The following is an 18502-nucleotide window of genomic DNA, read 5'->3' on the forward strand; positions in this document are numbered from 1 at the left end:
CAGATACACAGAAACCCCGGACACAATGGAGTTCCCATGAGTCATCCTCAAGTCACATCACTGAAACTGAAGCGTAAATCCAAACTGCTCGAGATAGGCTTCGATGATGGCAGTCAGTATCAGCTGAGCTGCGAATTTCTGCGGGTTCACTCTCCGTCGGCCGAAGTACACGGCCATGGCAACCCCAAGCTGGTGACTCACAAAAAAGAGGTCAACATCAGCGCCATTGAGCCGGTCGGCAATTATGCGGTTAAGCTGGTGTTCGATGACGGCCATGATACCGGCCTCTATTCCTGGCAGATACTGCACCAGCTCTGCACCCAACAAACTGAACTCTGGGAACAGTATCTGGCGCGGCTGCGTGCCGAAAAGGGCAGCCGTGAAGCCCTTATCAGCATGAATATCAAATATAACTGAGTAAAGTACGACCAAGTTATGCGATGACCTATTCGTACCTTTGCTAGCGGATCAGCGAGCCCAAAGGCAGCCCGCTGAGTGCCCTGGCATCCTGCTTGGAAAACCAGGTGTCGGGTAATGTCACCTGCTGCCACAGCTCCCGGCACAGCGATTGACTGTCCTGCCAATTGCCGGCCAACAGCCAAGGCACCAGCAGATCGCCCACATCCGGGTAGTTAATCGGCTCAGGGCTACCCCGTTTGAGCCAACGTTTCACCGTTTGCGGCTCCAGCGTCATCATGCTGTCGGCCGCTGCCAGCAACTCCAGGGCGGCCACATTCGACAGCTGTTCAAACTGCCCAAGCAAGGGTTTAACCAAGAGCTTTTTACCCAGGGTCAGGGCTTCACTGGCCAGTTCAAATCCGGCATTGGCTATCACACCACCGCAACTGGCGAGGTCGGCCTTAAAGCCTTCACGATCAAAACCATGCCACAGAATATGCTCAGGTAAAGCAACTGACGCCGCTTGGCTGTGATACACCATAAAACGATAGTCATTAAAAGGAAGTAACAATTCGGCAATAGCTTGTGGGCTCTCAAACGGCAGATATACCAGAATATCGTGTGAATGTTCCACGGCGCAGCGACTGACATCGACAAAGGGCGGCAAAATTGGGTAACCAAAATGATGCCAGTGACACCCCAATGCCTGATCCACAGGGGCAAAGTTCTCCAGCAACCAGTTGTTGAACCAGGAGTTTCCCACCTTGGGCACAGGGTATCTGAGAGAAGCTTGATGGCTAATGCTTATGCTGGGCACCCCCTGGCGCCTGGCAGCCCAGGCCGAAACCGGCTCAAAATCATTGAGCAAGAGATCATAACCACTGAGGTCCAACTCGCGAATGTCCCGCCAAAGTGCTAGAGCAGAGTTATTCATCAGCGTCTTGGGGATGCTGACCTGTCCCTTTTGAGTAATAAAAGTCAGCCCGGCACAGACCCGGTAATCACCGAAGGCCTGCATATCAAAAAACTGCTGCGGCTGGCGACCACTGAATAAATAGTCAACCTGAATATCGTGCTTTGCCAAGGCTTTGGCTACTACCCTGGCGCGACTCAAATGGCCATTCCCTGTGCCCTGAACACCGTAAAGTATCCGCATTGATAGTCCTTATATCCAAACTACTGCTATGAGAGTGGCACTGCTGCCCAAAAGGGCACCCGCCAGGATGTCGAGAGGGTAGTGAACGCCGAGAAACACCCTGGAAACCCCAACCAGAGCAGCCCAGATAAATACCGGCACTGCCAGCTGTGGGTAAATTTGCCATACCGCACTGGCGAACACGAAGGCACCCGCCGTATGGCCGGACGGCAGACTGAATTTGTCAGAGGGCTCAAAGCTGGCCCTGAAGCCCACCAGAACCTGATGACATGGGCGTTTACGGCGAATGGCATTTTTCAGCAGCAGATACAAAGGCAATTCCACAGCGTACGCCAACAGCAACAAGGCGAAAAAACGCGGCCCATCCTGCTCCAATAACATGAGCAGCGCCAGACACAGGTAAAGCGGGCCATTACCCGATGCAGAAAACTTGAGGGCACAGGCTTCCAGATCATGTTTGCGGCCAAATTGTGTCAGCGCGCGAAAGGTTCGAAGATCGAGTTCAGCGAGGTATGTAAACATGGCTGAGGCTCCTTCTGTGGACAGTAAGGAGCCGGGGCAAGGGCTCCAATCTGTGTAGCAGTAAAGAGCCTAGTCAAGGGGTGTGACGGGCAGGTGACACCTGCCCTAAGCTTTTATGACATCAGGCAGTGATTGCCGCCCGGCCACGATAGATTTTGATCAAATGATAAACGTTGATACAAGCCACAAAGGCGTTCATTCCCGCTACCGGCCAGGCAGAAATGGCCGCACCGTAAATCACGAACAGGGTACAACCGGTAAAGTTGATCCAACGCAGCCAAATAATATCCTTCATCATCAGAGAAATGGCCACCATGATGGAGGCAAAATAGCCAATGATTTCAATTGTGTTAAGAGCTTCCATAAGGCACCTCGTTCAGGCCCTCTGCCGTCCATAAGCCTGACGGGGGATCCGTGCCCCTAAAGCAGGTTAAAGTTAAGTAAGTTTGGATGGTACTTATATTAACAAAAGCCACAGCACATTTGTAATAAAAATACGTTATTTAATGACTCACATCAAAAAATGGTGCACATTTATACACTAGCCACGAAATATTACCACACAAATGTTAACAAAAAGAAAATCCAGCAATACCGTGATTGATAACACTTTTCTTTTCAAGAATCCCTTATATACTGGCACTTAGTGCGTTATCCCGCGGTCTTGTCAGACCTTGCGGTTCAACAGGAGTGTAAATATGGAATACAACACCTCAGAACTTTGTGACATGTACTTGGATGTTGTCGATGTCGTCGAGCCTATGTTCAGCAACTACGGCGGTTGTAGTTCATTTGGCGGCTCCATTAGCACCATCAAGTGTTTCGAAGACAACGGCCTCATTCTCGATGTATTGCAGGACGATGGCGAAGGAAAGGTTCTGCTGGTAGACGGCGGTGGTTCTCTGCGCCGAGCGCTGATCGATGCCTCGATTGCCGAGGTTGCAGTCAACAACAACTGGGAAGGCATTATCGTTTACGGTAGCGTGCGCGATGTCGATGCCCTCGAAGAGCTGGATATAGGTATCCAGGCTCTGGCCTCCATTCCTGTTGGTGCCGATGGCAATGCCATTGGTGAAGTGGACATCCCAGTGAACTTCGGTGGTGTTACCTTCCTTCCAGGCGATCATATCTACGCCGATAACACAGGGGTAATTCTATCTCCAGAACCCTTGGATATCGACTGATATTCACTGTTGAACCAAAGCCGGCTTCTGCCGGCTTTTTTGTTGCCTTTTGCTCAGCCTCAGCCAGAATAGAGGCTATTCTTGCCCCGTCAGAGAAAGGGATACTCTATGGAACTGCCGCTCTCCCCCATCACGCAAGCCAAGCTGGCCCAATCTTTCAGCCCAAGAGAAGGTGAAACCCGTCTGGGTCAGAAAGTGCGCCTGCTGCCAAGCGCGGCGAGCTATATGGATGCGCTGACTCAGGCCAAAGCCGCAGGCGCCCGTTTTGCCATCATAGGTATCAAGGAAGATCTTGGGCCCAGAGCAAATCTGGGACAAGGCGGCGCCAACCAGGCCTTTGACGCCATGTTGCCGGCACTGCTTAATCTGCAGTCCAACCGCTTTCTCAGTGGTGAAGAATGCCTGCTGCTGGGGGAAATCACCCCGGTTGCCAATGCTGCCAATGATTGTCAGCAACTCAGACAAGAGGTGGAGTCTCTGGATCAGCAGGTCATCGAAGCCCTGACTCCGGTTTTTGCCGCCGGGCTTGAGCCCATCGTCATCGGCGGTGGCCACAACAACGCCTTTGGCTTACTCAGCGCCGCCCGGGCGGCATTATCCAAGCCGCTGGCGGCGGTCAATCTGGATCCTCATTCAGACTTCAGGTTGCGTGAAGGCCGCCACAGTGGCAATGGTTTCAGTTATGCCGCGGCCAACGGCTCTCTGGGGCATTATCACGTGCTCGGGCTGCATGAACTGAAAAACAGTGAAGCCAATCTGGAACAACTTACGGCATTTGGAGGCAGTTGGCACAGCCTGCAGCAAATTTGGGTACGTCGCGAGCTGAGCTTAGAACAGGCTCTGAATGACATTGCCCGCCAGCTGCGCCATACGGGGCTGCCGGTCGCCATAGAGCTGGATCTGGATGCCATATCCCAGATGCCCTCCAGTGCCTCAACCGTTGCCGGTATTCCGTTGTTGGATGCGGCACATTACGTCAGCCATATGGCGCGCCACACCTCTAGTGTCTATCTGCATCTGGCCGAAGGCGCCCCGGCATGCCACGATGCAGGCCTGGCCGCAGGCTACAAAGCCGTGGGTCAGTGCCTTGCCGAACTGATTTACGCCTACCTACAGGCCAAACAGGTCTGAACACTGCCACACTCTTTTCGCTTTAGCACCGCCAAGCTTGCCCGTGCTCAAATAGGCAGGACGGCTCAGCGAAGTTCAGCCGCGATAGGGAATGCTATGGCGGCTGAGGCTATTCACCCCCGGCAGATATTGTGGTCTAATGCGCAGTCTGGCCACGGGGCCAACAGCGTTTTTTACTGCGGCGATCACAGCTTGGCCGCGCAAAGATTCAGCAAGCCGCACCAATAGCTTACACTCGCGGCAATACAAGTTAGTCATAGGAATACACTGATGTCTGAAGGCTCACCAAAGAGTACACATTTCGGGTATAAAACTGTCGAAGCTGAAAAAAAGGCCGACCTGGTAGCCGGAGTCTTCCATTCCGTTGCCGCTAAATACGACATCATGAACGATGTCGCTTCCTTTGGTATCCATAGATTCTGGAAACGCTTCACCATAGAGTGCGCCGGTGCCCGCCCAGGAATGAAGGTATTGGATCTGGCCGGTGGCACCGGTGATTTGACCGCAAAATTCTCGCACCTGGTGGGCGAAAAAGGCCAAGTTATTCTGGCGGATATCAATGATTCCATGCTCAAAGTTGGCCGCAGCAAGCTGCGCGACAAGGGCATAGTGGGCAACGTCAGTTATGTACAGGCCAACGCCGAAGCGCTGCCCTTCCCGGACAATCACTTCGATATCATCACCATCGCCTTTGGCCTGCGTAATGTGACCGACAAAGATGCGGCGCTGCGCTCAATGCAACGAGTGCTCAAGCCTGGCGGTAAATTGTTGGTATTGGAGTTCTCCAAGCCACAGCATGAGATCATGCGCAAGGCCTATGATCTGTATTCGTTCAAGATCCTGCCCAAGATGGGTCAGTTGGTTGCCAAAGACGCCGACAGCTACGAATATCTGGCCGAGTCCATCCGTATGCACCCGGATCAGGAAACCCTGAAGCAGATGATGCTGGACGCCGGCCTGGAGCAGGTGGATTACATCAATATGACCGACGGCGTAGTCGCTCTGCATCGAGGCTATAAGTTCTGAGATGAATGAACTGAGCCTGACATCACAGTGGCGGCTGCTGTGCTGCGCCGCTCTGGAGATGGCGCTAGAAAAAGTCACCAATCAAGCCGAGAGTGAATATGTCCGGCTGAAATCGCTGCACGGTAAAGTCCTGTGTCTGCAGCTCAGTCAACTGAATTGGCCGCTTTATTTAGTGTTTGCCAAGAAAATTCAGGTGCTTTCCAACTATGAAGGCGAGGTGGCGGTAACCGTCAAGGCCGATGCCACCACTCTCTATCGCCTGGGCGAAGGCGAGAGTCTCACCGAGCTTATCAAGCAAGATAAGCTGGTCATCGAAGGTGAACTCTCTCTGTTGCAAACATTCAGCCATTTCCTGCAACAGGTCAGATTCGACTTTGCCGAGCCTTTGTCCCGTTATCTGGGTGATGCCCCGACGCATATACTATTGAGCGGTCTGGAGCGAGCCAGGGCAGATTTAAGCCGGGTGTTTAACAAGACCCAGTCCCATCTGGCGCAATTAACCACCGAAGAGTATAAATTAGCCCCTCATCGGCTTGAATTTATTCACCATTGCGACAAAATTGACGAGCTTGCGACCGCCACGGACGCCTTAGAACAACGACTCGCCAATTTGAAGGACAAGAAAAGCCCATGAGTTTCGCCAGTATCAAGAGAGGATATCAGGTTATCAGCATTGCCCTGCATTATGGTTTGGATGAGCTGTTGCCGAAAAAGTTGACCCCTTGGTACTTCAAACTCTGGCGTCGCAGTCTATTTTGGCTACGCAACAAACATAAATCCAAGGCAGGCGGTGAACGGCTGAAACTGGCGATGCAAGAGTTGGGACCGGTTTATATCAAGTTCGGCCAAATGCTCTCCACCCGCCGCGATCTGCTCAGTGATGAATGGGCCCATGAATTGGCCATGTTGCAGGACAGAGTCCCGCCATTTGACTCCAAGTTGGCGCGGCAAGCCATTGAGGCCGAGCTTAAGGCCCCCATAGAAACCCTGTTTGACGATTTTGACGATACCCCGCTGGCCTCGGCGTCTATTTCCCAAGTGCACACGGCAACGCTCAAGTCCAACGGTAAGCCTGTAGTCCTCAAGGTATTACGCCCCAATGTAGAGCAAAACATTCTCGCCGACTTGCAGTTGATGAGCCAGAGTGCCAAGCTGCTGGAAACCATTCTCGGCCCGGATAACCGCCTGCGCCCGGCCGAAGTGGTGGAAGACTACCGCACTACCATTTTGGGGGAGCTCAACCTTAAACTGGAAGCGCTCAATACGGTCAAGCTGCGCAACAATTTTATCGACTCCAACGCCCTCTATATTCCCTATGTCTATGAAGAGCTTTGCTATCCAAGGATGATGGTGATGGAGCGCATCGAGGGGATCCCTGTATCTGATATAGCAGCGCTCAAGGCACAGGGCACCAACCTCAAGCTGTTGGCCGAGCGTGGGGTGGAACTCTTCTTTACCCAGGTCTTTCGCGATAATTTTTTCCACGCCGACATGCACCCGGGCAACATCTTTATTTCCCGCGAGCACCCGGAAGATCCTTTCTATATCGGTCTGGACTGCGGCATTATGGGAACACTTAACGACACGGATAAACGCTATCTGGCAGAAAACTTCCTTGCCTTCTTCAATCGTGATTACCGCCGTATCGCTCAGCTGTATGTGGAATCCGGTTGGGTTTCGGCCGATACCGATATTCAGGCCTTCGAGCAAGCAGTCAAAGTGGTGTGTGAACCTATGTTCAACAAGCCGCTGAATGAGATCTCCTTCGGCCATGTATTGTTGGAACTTTTTCGCACCGCGCGCCGCTTCCATATAGTGGTGCAGCCGCAGTTGGTCTTGCTGGAAAAGACCTTGCTCTATATCGAGGGCTTGGGACGTCAGCTTTACCCTCAGCTGGATCTGTGGCAAACGGCCAAACCTTTCCTTGAGCAGTGGATGGCAGAACAGGTCGGCCCCAAGGCAATGTTCAAAAAAGTGCAAACACAATTGCCCTTCTGGTCTGATAAACTTCCAGAGTTTCCGGAGCTGATATATGACAATCTGAAGCTGGGGCGTAATCTCCTTGGGGCTCAGCAGCAGATGCTGGATAAGTATCTTAAGCACCAGCAAAAAGCACACAAAAGTAATTATTTGTTAATCACATCCGCAATTTTGTTGATCTGTGGCACGATTTCACTCAGTCAGGACGCTACACTGTGGCCGTCCTATGTCAGTATTGGGGCCGGAGCAATCCTATGGTTTGTTGGATGGCGATCCAGGCCTAAAATTAAGAAATTTTAATTAGTACATTTTAATTAAAGGTTCATAATTGAACCAAGATTATCTAAGAGGAAACCTTCATGGGTGGTATCAGTATTTGGCAACTTCTCATCATCGCGTTAATTGTAGTGCTGCTGTTCGGCACCAAGAAGCTGCGTTCACTGGGCGGCGACCTCGGCGGAGCAGTTAAGGGATTTAAAAATGCCATGTCCAGTGACGACGACAAGAAGGCCATAGAGGACACTTCTGCACAGAACACTCAGGCAGACCCAAAAGCACAGGCGACTGATAAGAAGCCTGAGTCCAAGGACAAAGAACAGGCGTAATTCCCTATGTTCGATGGTATCGGCTTTATGGAGCTGCTGCTCATCGGGGTATTGGGGCTGGTCGTTCTCGGCCCCGAACGTCTCCCGGTAGCGGTACGTTCAATTACCGGCTGGATCCGTGCCATGAAACGCATGGCTAATTCGGTCAAAGATGAACTTGAGCAGGAGCTCAAGATCGAGCAGTTACATGCAGACCTGAAGAAGGCCGAGAGTAAGGGCCTCAGCAATCTGTCTCCGGAACTGCAGGAATCTATCGATCAACTGAGAGAAGCGGCCCAATCGGTTAACCGCCCCTATCAGGTTGAAGACAGCAAATCTCCAGCCCAGGAATCCCCCAAGGCAGAAGCCGCTGTCGAGGAGAAAACACCTGCCACCGAGACGGCTCCCAAGCCGACAGGTACTGACACTAAATAATGGGTAACGCATGTCGCAACAGCAGCCATTAATCAGCCACTTGCTTGAACTGCGCACTAAACTGCTCAAAGCCATTGCAAGTGTGCTTATCGTGTTTATTGCCCTGGTTTACTGGGCCAATGATATCTATCACTATATGGCGATCCCATTGATGCAGTCATTGCCGGATACCGGCAGTATGATTGCAACGGATGTGGCCGCGCCGTTTTTTGCTCCCTTTAAACTAACACTGGTACTGTCTTTTTTCATTGCGGTGCCCTATGTGCTATTTCAGATCTGGTCCTTTGTCGCGCCCGGACTATATAAACATGAAAAACGTCTGGTAGTTCCGCTCTTATTCAGCAGTACTCTGCTGTTTTATTTGGGAATTGCCTTTGCCTACTATGTAGTGTTCCCGGTCGTATTCGGCTTCTTTACCAGTGTGGCTCCGGAAGGGGTTCAGGTCGCGACCGATATCAGCAGTTATCTGAGCTTTATTCTGAAGCTGTTCTTTGCCTTTGGTTTGGCATTCGAGATCCCGGTCGCCGTGATTTTGCTGTGCTGGGCCGGAGTCACTACTCCGGAAGACCTAAGAGCCAAACGCCCCTATATCGTTGTCGGTGCCTTTGTGGTGGGCATGATGCTGACACCGCCAGATGTCATCTCTCAGACTATGCTGGCCGTGCCAATGCTGTTATTGTTTGAAGGTGGACTCTTGGCTGCCCGTTTTTACAGCAAGGCTTCGGATGAATCAGACGAGGACGAAACCGAGGAAAAGCAGGCATAATCAGCAGGCAGCAAGGGTAATAACAAGAATAAAAGAAGGATGATATTCATGCGTTTAACCTGGATTGCTGCCTCTACTGCTGCACTGCTTTGTTTTCAGGCTCAGGCCGGAATCGAGCAGGAGTTGGCTCAATGTGCCTCCCTAACTGATAAACTCGACCGGCTCATCTGCTACGATGAGCTGGCTGCCAAAGTCTCTCATGTAAAAGCCCCCCAAGTTAGTCCTGCCGAAGTAACCACTGTGGTTGCCGCTGCGCCTGTAGCCAAGAGTGTCCAGGTCGATCCTGCGGCCGACTTCGGTGCCGATAACCTGGAATCCACTATCCAGGCCAGCAAGAAAAATGAAGTTGCGAAGATTTTCCTGACCATCAGCGAGGTCGAGAAAGACCCCTATGGCGCCCTCAAAATCAGCTTCAATAACGGTCAGGTTTGGAAACAGACCGACAGCCGCAATTTCCGCCTGAAATCCGGGCAGAAGGTTTATATCGAAAAAGCCGCCTTAGGCTCATTCCTGTTGGGAGCTGAAGGGCGCAACAGCACTATCAGGGTCAAACGTCTGCAGTGAATCAATACCTGGATATCGCTGTCAATTTGATTGGCAGCCACCTGGAACAAGATCTCAATCGAGTTATCAATGAAGCGGCAGGCGAAGGCGTCTCGCCGCTTATCATTATTGGCAGCCATCTGGATGAAAGCCGAAACTGCATCCAGGTTTGCCGGCAATATCCCCAAAAAGTCTACACTACAGCAGGTGTCCACCCTCATCATGCCAGCGAATGGCAAACGGAGAGCGCCGCAGAACTGAAGCTACTGGCCGGACAACCGGGCGTGGTTGCCATAGGGGAATGCGGCCTGGATTACAACAGAGACTTTTCGCCGCGCCAGCAGCAACGCCAGGCCTTTGAGGCCCAGTTGGCTCTGGCGGTAGAACTGCAATACCCGGTACTGATGCATCAGCGAGATGCCCATGATGATTTTCTGGCTATTCTGGATGACTATCTGGAAGCCCTGCCGGCGGCGCTGCTGCACTGTTTTACCGACGGCCCCAAACAGGCCGAAGACTATATTGCCAGGGATCTGTATTTGGGCGTAACAGGTTGGGTTTGTGACGAACGTCGGGGACAGGATCTGGTCAGCGCTCTCCCCTTAATCCCGGACAACAGATTATTACTGGAAACCGACAGTCCCTATCTACTACCACGCAGCATGCGGCCCAAGCCCAAATCCGGCCGCAATGAGCCCAAGTATCTGCCTTACATAGCCCAAGCTGTCGCCGACATCCGAGGTCAGTCGCTGGAGAGTCTTGCGCGCCAATGCTTTAGCAACAGCTTGCGTTTCTTTAAACTGGAGAGCATTCATGGCTAATGCCTACTCCATTCTATTGCTCTTCTTGAGTTTACTATCTCTCAGTCTTGCTGCCGAACCCAGAGTCGCGTTGTCGGCAACCGAAGGGCTGGATTTAGATCTACGCCCCAGCACCCGAGTCACAGAACAAGGCAATGATAGTCGCCTCAGCCAGATACAGAATTTACCGGATACCGCCTGGCACCCAGCCAATGACTACAACTTTATCGAAATGGGCGCCGATGGCCTCTGGTTCAACTTCAGCCTTTATGCCAAAGAGCCGGGCCATTTCAACAGAATACTAGCCTTCAATAACCCCAGTATGGACAAGCTGGAGATCTACCACTATGTCGATGGTCGTCTCCAACGTCAGCTAACTCTGGGAGATACCCAGGCCTTTGGCCACAGAAGCATATTAAGTACCAACTTCCTCTATGCCTTTCATATCAGGCAGCAGGAGCAGCACCAATTCTGGCTGAAATTGACCACTGCCGGCAGCAGCTATCTGCCTATCCACCTTTGGGAGCCATACGAGCTGCTACAAAGCCAGGAAACCCGCAATATGCTCAATGGCATACAGTTAGGCGCCCTGGCCGCTATAGGCTTGTTTGCATTGTTTATCGCCCTAACAACCCGCTCCTTTAGTTACAGCTATTACGCCGGCTATGTATTGACCATGACCTTATTGGTTGCTTGCATCAATGGCACGGCCTTTCGCTATCTTTGGCCCAATGTGCCGCAGCTGCAACAATATGTTATCCCTTCGTTGGTCCCTCTGGTTATCGCCTTTGGAATACTCTTTACCGAGAAGGTATTGCAGCTCAAGTACCACAGTATCCGTATGTTGAGAGCCTGTCGCTATACCGCGGCCAGCGCCATACTGCTGATGTTTGCCACTGTAGTGCTCGATTATGCGCTCGCCATCTATATCGAGATCATCTCAGTCATGTCTGTGAGCCTGATGCTACTGTTTTTCAGCATACTGCAGGCGATACGCGGCAATAAACTCGCCAAACTCTACACTGTCTCCTGGAGTGGCATGACGCTGGGGATCTTTGTCTCCTGCCTCATGTATCTGGGTCTTATCAAACTGCCCTTGATGCCCCAAACACCGGTGCTATTGGGACTCACCTTCGAGGTGGTGTTTATGGCGGCAGTACTGGCAATACGCTACAACGATGAACGCAAGGCCAAGCAAAGAATTCAGCAAGAAGCCCTGAAACAGGCGGAGCGAATCCGCGAAGCCAGGGAAGAAACCCTGAGAATGGAAGCCGAGAGCAACGAGAAGCTGGAACGTATGGTGCAGGAACGTACGCTGGAGCTGGAAATTGCGCTCAGAGAACTGAACGAAGCCAACCAGAAACTCACTGAGCAAGCCACCATAGATAGCCTTACCGGGGTCAAAAATCGCTCTACCTTCGACAAGCGTCTGCAGGCCGAAGGGCGCATCAGTCGACGGCAACAGACGTCGCTGGCGCTGCTGATGCTGGACATAGACAGATTCAAGACCATTAACGATACCCATGGCCATTTGGCCGGCGATCAAACCCTTAAGAGTATTGCCAATACCCTCAAGAATATCCTCAGGCGCCCAAGTGATCTGGTATCACGTTTTGGCGGTGAGGAGTTTGCTATTATATTGCCTAATACTGATACTAACGGGGCCCTGAGTGTGGCAGAACAGATACGTCACGCCATCTCGGCCTTGGATGTCAGTTGGGACAAACAAACAATCCCTCTGACCGCCAGTATCGGCGTCAGCGTCGCCATCATAGAGTCGGATATGCACATCACCCAATTGTTGGAGCAAGCCGACAAGGCGCTGTATCACGCCAAAAATTCAGGCAGGGATCGGGTCTACGCCTTTGATCCCGAGCAAGATACCCTTTCAGATCCAGCCAGGAGCCCAAAGTGAACATAATTACCAGTGCCTACCCACAGCGTCGTATGCGCCGTATGCGCAAGCATGAGTTCAGTCGCCGCCTGATGGCTGAGAACCAGTTGACGGTCAATGACCTCATCTACCCCATGTTTGTGCTCGAAGGTAACAAGCGTACCGAATCTGTAGCCTCCATGCCGGGCGTTGAGCGTTACAGCATAGATCTACTGCTCAAAGAAGCCGAAGAGCTGGTAGAGCTGGGGATCCCTTTGATTGCCCTCTTCCCGGTAACACCGGCGGAGAAAAAGTCTCTGATGGCCGAAGAAGCCTACAATCCTGACGGTTTGGTGCAAAGAGCCGTTCGTGAGCTCAAGGCAGAGTTCCCTCAATTGGGCGTGATGACAGATGTCGCACTGGATCCCTACACCATTCATGGCCAAGACGGCATCATAGATGAGACGGGTTACATCATTAATGACATCACCACAGAAATTTTGGTGAAACAGGCACTGTCCCACGCCGCAGCAGGTGCCGATATGGTAGCCCCTTCAGACATGATGGATGGTCGCATAGGTGCCATACGTCAGGCGCTCGAAGCTGCAGGCCACGTCAACACCCAGATTATGGCTTATAGCGCCAAGTATTCTTCCAACTACTATGGCCCCTTCCGCGATGCGGTCGGCTCTGCCGGCAACCTCAAAGGCGGCAACAAGCACAGCTATCAAATGGATCCGGCCAACTCGGACGAAGCATTGCATGAAGTCGCCCTGGACATTCAGGAAGGCGCCGATATGGTGATGGTGAAGCCAGGCATGCCTTATCTGGATATAGTGCGCAGAGTCAAAACCGAACTGGGTGTGCCGACTTTTGCCTATCAGGTCAGCGGTGAATACGCCATGCATATGGCAGCAATTCAAAACGGCTGGCTGGCAGAAAAAGCCATAGTGATGGAATCTTTGCTGTGCTTCAAACGTGCCGGCGCCGATGGCATTCTCACTTACTTTGCCAAGCAGGCCGCCCAATGGCTGAAAGACGCCAAGTAAATTGAACTCCAAAGCCGCCTTCAAGGCGGCTTTTTTGTATTTATACCATTCCCGGCAAGAATCCACTCCCTGGTTGAAAAACCTCTTTGTTCAGATCAAAATTATTTAGTGATCTTGCTAACATACATAGTGTTTGTCTCTTTGATATATCCCTCACCAATGTTTGAATCAGGGTATGGAGTCACCCCACCCGAGGTAGTATGATGCACCAGAATGTAAAAGCGTTACTCGCCACCACCGCGTTATTCTTCAGTTGCCAGGTTATGGCCAATGGCGGTTGTGGTTTCGAAGACAAACAGGAAGGCTTTATCGCCACCTGCAGCGAGGAGAAACAGGAAGTGATCTTAACGGGCGCAGTCGAAGCACAGAAACTGGTGACAGAATTACCCGAATTCAGCAGTGGCTATCAGAGTTATCAGGTAGAGACAGATGCCTTGGCTCCAATAAAAGCGGTCGATAAGGCCACAGAAATTGTCGTCATCATAGGCACCTGGTGCCCGGACTGCCACAGAGAAACACCGCGCTTTATCCGTATCATGGAGCAAGTGGCCAACCCTAATATCCAGGTGCGTTATATCGGGGTAGATCGCCAGAAACAGGATCCGGAAGGCTTGGCCGCCCAATATGACTTCCAGCGGATCCCAACCTTTATTGTACTTCAGGATGACAAAGAGATTGGCCGTATCGTTGAACGCCCGGAAGTCTCTCTGGAGCAGGATCTGGCCAAGATCCTCAAGTAATCTTTCAAGCCACTATGCCGCGTAACCTAAGGTGCACTAGGGCTGTAGCAACAAAAAAATGAGATAGTAAAAAGGACCTGGTTAAGGTCCTTTTTTAATTGTGCTTATTCTGCAGACTGCCGTTTGGCCAACATCTGCAACACCCCTTCACGCAAAGCGCCGCCGGATAAATGCAGTTGTTCAATACCCAGCAGCTCAAACAGCGCCAGCAAGATGGCAACACCGGATGTAAAGGTCGGTGCCCGCTCTGGAGCAAGGCCATCTATGCCATCCAGAGTTAAGCTCTCCTGAGCCAATAACTCCTGTTTCAGTGATTCCAACACCGCCAGAGTCAAAGTTTCCGACCTCTGCCTATGTTGCAACACTTCAACCACTGACTGCACTGCTCCGGAAGCGCCGACCACCGAATGCCAACCCAGCGCTTTCAAAGTCGATTTGTGTTCAGCCAAGGCCAGCTCCACCCTGGCTCGCACATCGTCAAAGTCCAGCGGTTGCAAGGGAGCAGAGGTGAAAAAGCATTGGTTGTAGGTGACACAGCCTATAGGCAGACTAGTTTTAAACAGCACCTTTTCACCGTCACCCACAATAAACTCGGTACTGGCACCACCTATATCTATCACCAGGCGTCGCCCTTCGCCATGAGTGGTCGCCACCATGCCTTGATAGATAAGTTCGGCTTCACGCATACCGCAGATGATCTCTATCGGGTGCCCTAATATTTGCAGGGCACGACGATTGAATTCATCGGCGTTGCTGATACAACGAAGGGTTGCTGTGGCAATGACGGCCACATTGACATCATCGACTTGATGTTCGACAAGCATATTGGAGAACATGGCCAGGCAATCGAGGCCACGTTCGAATGCCGCCAGGTTGAGACTGCCATCAGCCTCAATTCCCTCGGCCAACCTCACCTTACGTTTGTACTTGGCGAGAACCTTGGGCTGGCCGCCGACGGTACGGGCAACCAGCATATTGAAGCTATTGGAGCCAAGAGTTATGGCAGCGTAGGCGGGTTTCGGCATTCAGGAATGTCTGCGAGTCCTGTCGTGACGAGGTGGACGACCACCGCTACGATGAGCTCCCTGAGGACGTCCCTGACCGCGATCACGGGTATTGCGCGGTCCGGCATGCTTACGATGGATACGAACCGGTGCTGGAATATCATCGAGCAAGGCTTCGGCATCATAAGAGGTTACCGGAATCGAGTGCTTGATATAGTCTTCGATAGCCGGCAGGTTGAGGGCGTATTCTTCACAGGCAAAGCTGACCGAAACCCCTTTGGCACCGGCACGGCCAGTACGACCGATACGGTGAACATAGTCTTCACAGTCATCAGGCAGGTCGAAGTTATAGACATGGGACACATCAGAAATATGCAGGCCACGGGCCGCTACGTCTGTGGCCACCAAAATATCCAGATCACCCTTGGTGAACAGCTCCAGGATCTTAAGGCGTTTCTTTTGTGGCACGTCACCGGTCAGTAGACCGACTCTGTGACCATCACCTTCGAGCCAACCCCAGAGGTTTTCACACTGATGTTTGGTATTGGCAAAGACTATCGCCTTATCCGGCCAATCTTCCTCTATCAGGGTAAGCAGCAGTGGGATCTTGTCTTTCATCGAAGGATAGAACAGCTCTTCCTTGATGTTTTTCGAAGTTTTCTCTTCCGGTGCAATTTCGACTTTGACCGGGTCATTCATATGGTCATAAGCCAGCTCCTGCACCTTCATCGACAGGGTAGCCGAGAACAGCATGTTGAGCCTGTCTTTGGCATCCGGCATGCGGCGGAACAGGAAGCGAATGTCTTTGATAAAGCCCAGATCAAACATACGATCCGCTTCATCCAACACTACGGCCTGAATAGCGCTGAGATTGATAACCCCTTGACGCACGTAATCTATAATTCGCCCCGTAGTACCAATCAGGATATCCACGCCCTTGTCCAGCACCTTGCGCTGGGCATCATAGCCTTCGCCGCCATAGACAATCCCCACCTTGAGTTTGGTGTGTTTGGACAGCAAGGTGGCATCTTTGGCTATCTGAATCGCCAGTTCCCGGGTTGGTGCCATGATGATGGCTCTGGGCTGATTAAGTTGGCGTTCGGCGGGAATGTCGGTGGAAAGTAAGTGGTTAAAAGTTGCTACCAGAAAGGCCAGGGTCTTGCCCGTACCTGTCTGCGCCTGACCGGCGATATCCTTGCCCTGCAAAAGTACCGGCAGGGAAAGTGCCTGAATAGGCGTACAATATTCGAAACCGTTTTCTGCAAGCGCCTGAATTACTTCAGGATGTAGTGGCAGTTCGGCAAGTTTTTGTTGAGATAAATGTGTTTCGCTCATAGCGCAAGCATACCAGTTAGGGTTGCAATAAGATACTCGATCGTTTGAAATAGCGACAAGAAAAAAACGGTGACTTGAATTGCCGTTAATCCAACCCAATATACAGGTTAAGCCATTAACAGACCAGTAATGGCAACCCAACTGGAGAACATCATGAGCGATAAAATTGTGTACCTGAGCGACGACAGCTTTGAAAACGACGTCCTGAAATCAGAACTGCCTGTATTGGTAGACTTCTGGGCCGAGTGGTGTGGCCCATGTAAAATGATCGCTCCCATCCTGGACGATGTTGCCGAAGAATACGCCGGCAAACTGACCATCGCCAAATTGAACATAGATCAAAATAACGCTTCACCTGTTAAATACGGTGTTCGCAGCATCCCTACTCTGTTGCTGTTCAAAAACGGTGAACTGGTTGCCAATCAGGTTGGCGCCCTGTCCAAGACTCAGTTGAAAGAGTTCATCGACGCCCAGATTTGATCACTCAAATCAAATAAGTGACACCCGGCACGCCCTAGAAATAAAAATGTGCCGGGTTCAGTTAAACTTCTGGACGCCCTGTCCTGATAGTGCTACTTTAATAACCAGATTCTTTCTACTAACCCACTTCTCGCTGTTCAATCAACATCCATCAAGTCCAATTTGAGAGATTGAGCGCGTAAGCTTTGTCGCGTGAAACAAGACCCACCAAAAATGAATTTAACTGAATTAAAAAACAAGTCTATTGCAGACTTAGTCGCACTGGCCGAAGAAATGAAGCTGGAGAATATGGCTCGTGCCCGCAAGCAGGATATCATCTTCTCTATATTGAAAGCCCATGCCAAGAGCGGTGAAGACATCTTCGGCGGCGGCGTTCTGGAAATACTTCAGGATGGATTTGGTTTCCTGCGCAGTGCCGATGGTTCGTATCTGGCCGGTCCCGATGATATTTATGTTTCTCCAAGCCAGATCCGTCGTTTCAACATGCGAACGGGTGACACCATTTTCGGCAAAATACGTCCCCCTAAAGAAGGCGAACGCTATTTTGCTCTGCTGAAAGTTAACGAAGTTAACTTCGACAAGCCTGAAAACTCTCGCAACAAGATCCTGTTTGAAAACCTTACCCCACTGCATGCAGAAGAACGTCTGCGTATGGAACGTGGTAACGGTTCCACCGAAGATATCACAGCCCGAATTCTGGATCTCTGCTCACCTGTGGGTAAGGGCCAGCGTGGGCTGATTGTTGCGCCACCCAAAGCCGGTAAGACTCTGCTGCTGCAGAACATTGCCCAATCAATCACCTACAACAACCCTGAAGTAGTGTTGATGGTGCTGCTGATCGACGAACGTCCTGAAGAAGTCACCGAAATGCAGCGTCTGGTTCAGGGTGAAGTGATCGCTTCCACCTTCGATGAGCCTGCAAGCCGTCACGTACAAGTTGCAGAGATGGTTATCGAAAAGGCCAAGCGCCTGGTTGAACACAAGAAAGACGTAGTGATTCTGCTGGACTCCATCACCCGTCTGGCTCGTGCTTACAACACGGTTGTGCCTTCATCCGGCAAGGTGCTGACAGGTGGTGTGGATGCCAACGCGCTGCACAGACCCAAGCGTTTCTTCGGTGCAGCCCGTAATATCGAAAACGGTGGCAGCCTGACTATTATCGCCACTGCGCTTATCGATACCGGCTCCAAGATGGACGAAGTGATTTACGAAGAGTTCAAGGGTACAGGTAACCAGGAACTGCATCTGTCACGCAAGGCCGCTGAAAAACGGGTATTCCCTGCCATTGACTTCAACCGCAGCGGTACCCGTCGTGAAGAGAAACTAACCACGCCGGATGAGCTGCAGAAGATGTGGATCCTGCGTAAGATCCTCAACCCTATGGATGAAGTCAGCGCGATGGAATTCTTGATCGACAAGTTGGCAATGACCAAGACCAATGAAGAGTTCTTCACTGCGATGAAACGCACCAAGTCTTGATGTAAAAGGCAACGGT

The 18502-nt window shown here is 51.5% G+C and carries 22 protein-coding genes; 16 read left to right on the forward strand and 6 right to left on the reverse strand.

The genetic code is table 11. The annotated features are described in order from the left end of the window. The first annotated feature begins 36 nt into the window (after positions 1–36). Positions 37–417, forward strand: coding sequence for a gamma-butyrobetaine hydroxylase-like domain-containing protein (locus tag ACMHXE_RS16400; RefSeq protein WP_100141861.1), 381 nt, complete (start codon positions 37–39; stop codon positions 415–417). 43 nt (positions 418–460) lie between these two features. On the opposite strand, the gene ACMHXE_RS16405 is transcribed toward ACMHXE_RS16400, so the two are convergent. From ACMHXE_RS16405 to ACMHXE_RS16415, 3 genes are all read right to left on the reverse strand, one after another. Next, positions 461–1555: an MJ1255/VC2487 family glycosyltransferase gene (locus ACMHXE_RS16405; protein WP_413732811.1), complete on the reverse strand. Its 1095-nt coding sequence runs from the start codon at positions 1553–1555 to the stop codon at positions 461–463. A 9-nt stretch (positions 1556–1564) separates the two neighbouring features. Beyond that, positions 1565–2077: a phosphatase PAP2 family protein gene (locus ACMHXE_RS16410; RefSeq protein WP_165565730.1), complete on the reverse strand. Its 513-nt coding sequence runs from the start codon at positions 2075–2077 to the stop codon at positions 1565–1567. Positions 2078–2198: 121 nt separating this feature from the next. Continuing rightward, the gene (locus ACMHXE_RS16415; protein ID WP_101054684.1) at positions 2199–2441 is read right to left on the reverse strand and encodes a YgjV family protein; all 243 of its coding nucleotides are present in this window, start codon (positions 2439–2441) and stop codon (positions 2199–2201) included. 334 nt (positions 2442–2775) lie between these two features. Here ACMHXE_RS16415 and rraA point away from each other — a divergent pair, with 334 nt between their 5' ends. After that, the gene (gene rraA / locus ACMHXE_RS16420) at positions 2776–3261 is read left to right on the forward strand and encodes a ribonuclease E activity regulator RraA (RefSeq protein WP_025011574.1); all 486 of its coding nucleotides are present in this window, start codon (positions 2776–2778) and stop codon (positions 3259–3261) included. 108 nt (positions 3262–3369) lie between these two features. Then, complete coding sequence (locus ACMHXE_RS16425; RefSeq protein WP_226564653.1) at positions 3370–4392, forward strand: formimidoylglutamase; 1023 nt, start codon at positions 3370–3372, stop codon at positions 4390–4392. 75 nt (positions 4393–4467) lie between these two features. On the opposite strand, the gene ACMHXE_RS16430 is transcribed toward ACMHXE_RS16425, so the two are convergent. Next, on the reverse strand, positions 4468–4650 hold the full coding sequence (locus ACMHXE_RS16430) for a hypothetical protein (RefSeq protein ID WP_165565732.1): 183 nt from the start codon (positions 4648–4650) through the stop codon (positions 4468–4470). Between the two features lie 12 nt (positions 4651–4662). Here ACMHXE_RS16430 and ubiE point away from each other — a divergent pair, with 12 nt between their 5' ends. The 11 genes from ubiE to ACMHXE_RS16485 all read left to right on the forward strand — a co-directional run bounded on the left by ubiE (position 4663) and on the right by ACMHXE_RS16485 (position 14188). Further along, complete coding sequence (gene ubiE, locus ACMHXE_RS16435; protein ID WP_101054677.1) at positions 4663–5418, forward strand: bifunctional demethylmenaquinone methyltransferase/2-methoxy-6-polyprenyl-1,4-benzoquinol methylase UbiE; 756 nt, start codon at positions 4663–4665, stop codon at positions 5416–5418. A gap of 1 nt (position 5419) precedes the next feature. Further along, positions 5420–6052 (forward strand): SCP2 domain-containing protein, encoded by a 633-nt coding sequence (locus ACMHXE_RS16440; RefSeq protein WP_226564655.1) that lies wholly within the window; start codon positions 5420–5422, stop codon positions 6050–6052. Then, positions 6049–7698: a ubiquinone biosynthesis regulatory protein kinase UbiB gene (ubiB, locus tag ACMHXE_RS16445; protein ID WP_226564656.1), complete on the forward strand. Its 1650-nt coding sequence runs from the start codon at positions 6049–6051 to the stop codon at positions 7696–7698. Before ACMHXE_RS16440 ends, ubiB begins: the two co-directional genes overlap by 4 nt. A gap of 59 nt (positions 7699–7757) precedes the next feature. Next, positions 7758–8003 carry a Sec-independent protein translocase subunit TatA gene (gene tatA, locus ACMHXE_RS16450; protein WP_101054667.1) on the forward strand — a complete coding sequence of 82 codons (246 nt, stop codon included), beginning with the start codon at positions 7758–7760 and terminating at the stop codon, positions 8001–8003. A 6-nt stretch (positions 8004–8009) separates the two neighbouring features. Continuing rightward, positions 8010–8417, forward strand: a complete 408-nt coding sequence (gene tatB / locus ACMHXE_RS16455; RefSeq protein WP_071475672.1) for a Sec-independent protein translocase protein TatB — start codon at positions 8010–8012, stop codon at positions 8415–8417. 10 nt (positions 8418–8427) lie between these two features. Further along, positions 8428–9183: a twin-arginine translocase subunit TatC gene (gene tatC, locus ACMHXE_RS16460; RefSeq protein WP_039034057.1), complete on the forward strand. Its 756-nt coding sequence runs from the start codon at positions 8428–8430 to the stop codon at positions 9181–9183. Positions 9184–9231: 48 nt separating this feature from the next. Then, positions 9232–9747 carry a hypothetical protein gene (locus ACMHXE_RS16465; RefSeq protein WP_101054664.1) on the forward strand — a complete coding sequence of 172 codons (516 nt, stop codon included), beginning with the start codon at positions 9232–9234 and terminating at the stop codon, positions 9745–9747. Then, the gene (locus ACMHXE_RS16470) at positions 9744–10547 is read left to right on the forward strand and encodes a TatD family hydrolase (protein ID WP_101054661.1); all 804 of its coding nucleotides are present in this window, start codon (positions 9744–9746) and stop codon (positions 10545–10547) included. Before ACMHXE_RS16465 ends, ACMHXE_RS16470 begins: the two co-directional genes overlap by 4 nt. Next, on the forward strand, positions 10540–12441 hold the full coding sequence (locus ACMHXE_RS16475; RefSeq protein ID WP_413732816.1) for a diguanylate cyclase: 1902 nt from the start codon (positions 10540–10542) through the stop codon (positions 12439–12441). Before ACMHXE_RS16470 ends, ACMHXE_RS16475 begins: the two co-directional genes overlap by 8 nt. Then, on the forward strand, positions 12438–13448 hold the full coding sequence (gene hemB / locus ACMHXE_RS16480) for a porphobilinogen synthase (RefSeq protein ID WP_413732818.1): 1011 nt from the start codon (positions 12438–12440) through the stop codon (positions 13446–13448). Before ACMHXE_RS16475 ends, hemB begins: the two co-directional genes overlap by 4 nt. 203 nt (positions 13449–13651) lie before the next feature. Further along, positions 13652–14188, forward strand: a complete 537-nt coding sequence (locus tag ACMHXE_RS16485; protein ID WP_101054773.1) for a thioredoxin family protein — start codon at positions 13652–13654, stop codon at positions 14186–14188. A 104-nt stretch (positions 14189–14292) separates the two neighbouring features. Here the strand turns inward: ACMHXE_RS16485 and ACMHXE_RS16490 are convergent, their stop codons facing one another. Both ACMHXE_RS16490 and rhlB read right to left on the reverse strand, forming a co-directional pair. Further along, positions 14293–15213 carry an exopolyphosphatase gene (locus ACMHXE_RS16490; RefSeq protein WP_101054653.1) on the reverse strand — a complete coding sequence of 307 codons (921 nt, stop codon included), beginning with the start codon at positions 15211–15213 and terminating at the stop codon, positions 14293–14295. Next, positions 15214–16527, reverse strand: a complete 1314-nt coding sequence (gene rhlB, locus ACMHXE_RS16495; RefSeq protein WP_413732820.1) for an ATP-dependent RNA helicase RhlB — start codon at positions 16525–16527, stop codon at positions 15214–15216. Positions 16528–16680: 153 nt separating this feature from the next. Here rhlB and trxA point away from each other — a divergent pair, with 153 nt between their 5' ends. Together trxA and rho are read left to right on the forward strand one after the other, a co-directional pair. After that, entirely contained in the window at positions 16681–17007 is a 327-nt protein-coding gene (trxA, locus tag ACMHXE_RS16500) for a thioredoxin TrxA (protein ID WP_025011563.1), read from the forward strand. A 213-nt stretch (positions 17008–17220) separates the two neighbouring features. Then, entirely contained in the window at positions 17221–18486 is a 1266-nt protein-coding gene (rho, locus tag ACMHXE_RS16505) for a transcription termination factor Rho (protein WP_025011562.1), read from the forward strand. The last annotated feature ends 16 nt before the right edge of the window (positions 18487–18502 follow it).

The sequence above is a fragment of the Shewanella sp. BJSY2023SW007 genome (assembly GCF_047314525.1).
Taxonomy (GTDB): Bacteria; Pseudomonadota; Gammaproteobacteria; order Enterobacterales; family Shewanellaceae; genus Shewanella; species Shewanella chilikensis.

Excerpts from the sequence above, each read along its gene's own strand:
- ACMHXE_RS16400 (WP_100141861.1), top strand. The coding sequence starts at position 37 with ATGAGTCATCCTCAAGTCACATCACTGAAACTGAAGCGTAAATCCAAA.
- ACMHXE_RS16405 (WP_413732811.1), bottom strand. The coding sequence starts at position 1,555 with ATGCGGATACTTTACGGTGTTCAGGGCACAGGGAATGGCCATTTGAGT.
- ACMHXE_RS16410 (WP_165565730.1), bottom strand. The coding sequence starts at position 2,077 with ATGTTTACATACCTCGCTGAACTCGATCTTCGAACCTTTCGCGCGCTG.
- ACMHXE_RS16415 (WP_101054684.1), bottom strand. The coding sequence starts at position 2,441 with ATGGAAGCTCTTAACACAATTGAAATCATTGGCTATTTTGCCTCCATC.
- rraA (WP_025011574.1), top strand. The coding sequence starts at position 2,776 with ATGGAATACAACACCTCAGAACTTTGTGACATGTACTTGGATGTTGTC.
- ACMHXE_RS16425 (WP_226564653.1), top strand. The coding sequence starts at position 3,370 with ATGGAACTGCCGCTCTCCCCCATCACGCAAGCCAAGCTGGCCCAATCT.
- ACMHXE_RS16430 (WP_165565732.1), bottom strand. The coding sequence starts at position 4,650 with ATGACTAACTTGTATTGCCGCGAGTGTAAGCTATTGGTGCGGCTTGCT.
- ubiE (WP_101054677.1), top strand. The coding sequence starts at position 4,663 with ATGTCTGAAGGCTCACCAAAGAGTACACATTTCGGGTATAAAACTGTC.
- ACMHXE_RS16440 (WP_226564655.1), top strand. The coding sequence starts at position 5,420 with ATGAATGAACTGAGCCTGACATCACAGTGGCGGCTGCTGTGCTGCGCC.
- ubiB (WP_226564656.1), top strand. The coding sequence starts at position 6,049 with ATGAGTTTCGCCAGTATCAAGAGAGGATATCAGGTTATCAGCATTGCC.
- tatA (WP_101054667.1), top strand. The coding sequence starts at position 7,758 with ATGGGTGGTATCAGTATTTGGCAACTTCTCATCATCGCGTTAATTGTA.
- tatB (WP_071475672.1), top strand. The coding sequence starts at position 8,010 with ATGTTCGATGGTATCGGCTTTATGGAGCTGCTGCTCATCGGGGTATTG.
- tatC (WP_039034057.1), top strand. The coding sequence starts at position 8,428 with ATGTCGCAACAGCAGCCATTAATCAGCCACTTGCTTGAACTGCGCACT.
- ACMHXE_RS16465 (WP_101054664.1), top strand. The coding sequence starts at position 9,232 with ATGCGTTTAACCTGGATTGCTGCCTCTACTGCTGCACTGCTTTGTTTT.
- ACMHXE_RS16475 (WP_413732816.1), top strand. The coding sequence starts at position 10,540 with ATGGCTAATGCCTACTCCATTCTATTGCTCTTCTTGAGTTTACTATCT.
- ACMHXE_RS16485 (WP_101054773.1), top strand. The coding sequence starts at position 13,652 with ATGCACCAGAATGTAAAAGCGTTACTCGCCACCACCGCGTTATTCTTC.
- ACMHXE_RS16490 (WP_101054653.1), bottom strand. The coding sequence starts at position 15,213 with ATGCCGAAACCCGCCTACGCTGCCATAACTCTTGGCTCCAATAGCTTC.
- rhlB (WP_413732820.1), bottom strand. The coding sequence starts at position 16,527 with ATGAGCGAAACACATTTATCTCAACAAAAACTTGCCGAACTGCCACTA.
- trxA (WP_025011563.1), top strand. The coding sequence starts at position 16,681 with ATGAGCGATAAAATTGTGTACCTGAGCGACGACAGCTTTGAAAACGAC.
- rho (WP_025011562.1), top strand. The coding sequence starts at position 17,221 with ATGAATTTAACTGAATTAAAAAACAAGTCTATTGCAGACTTAGTCGCA.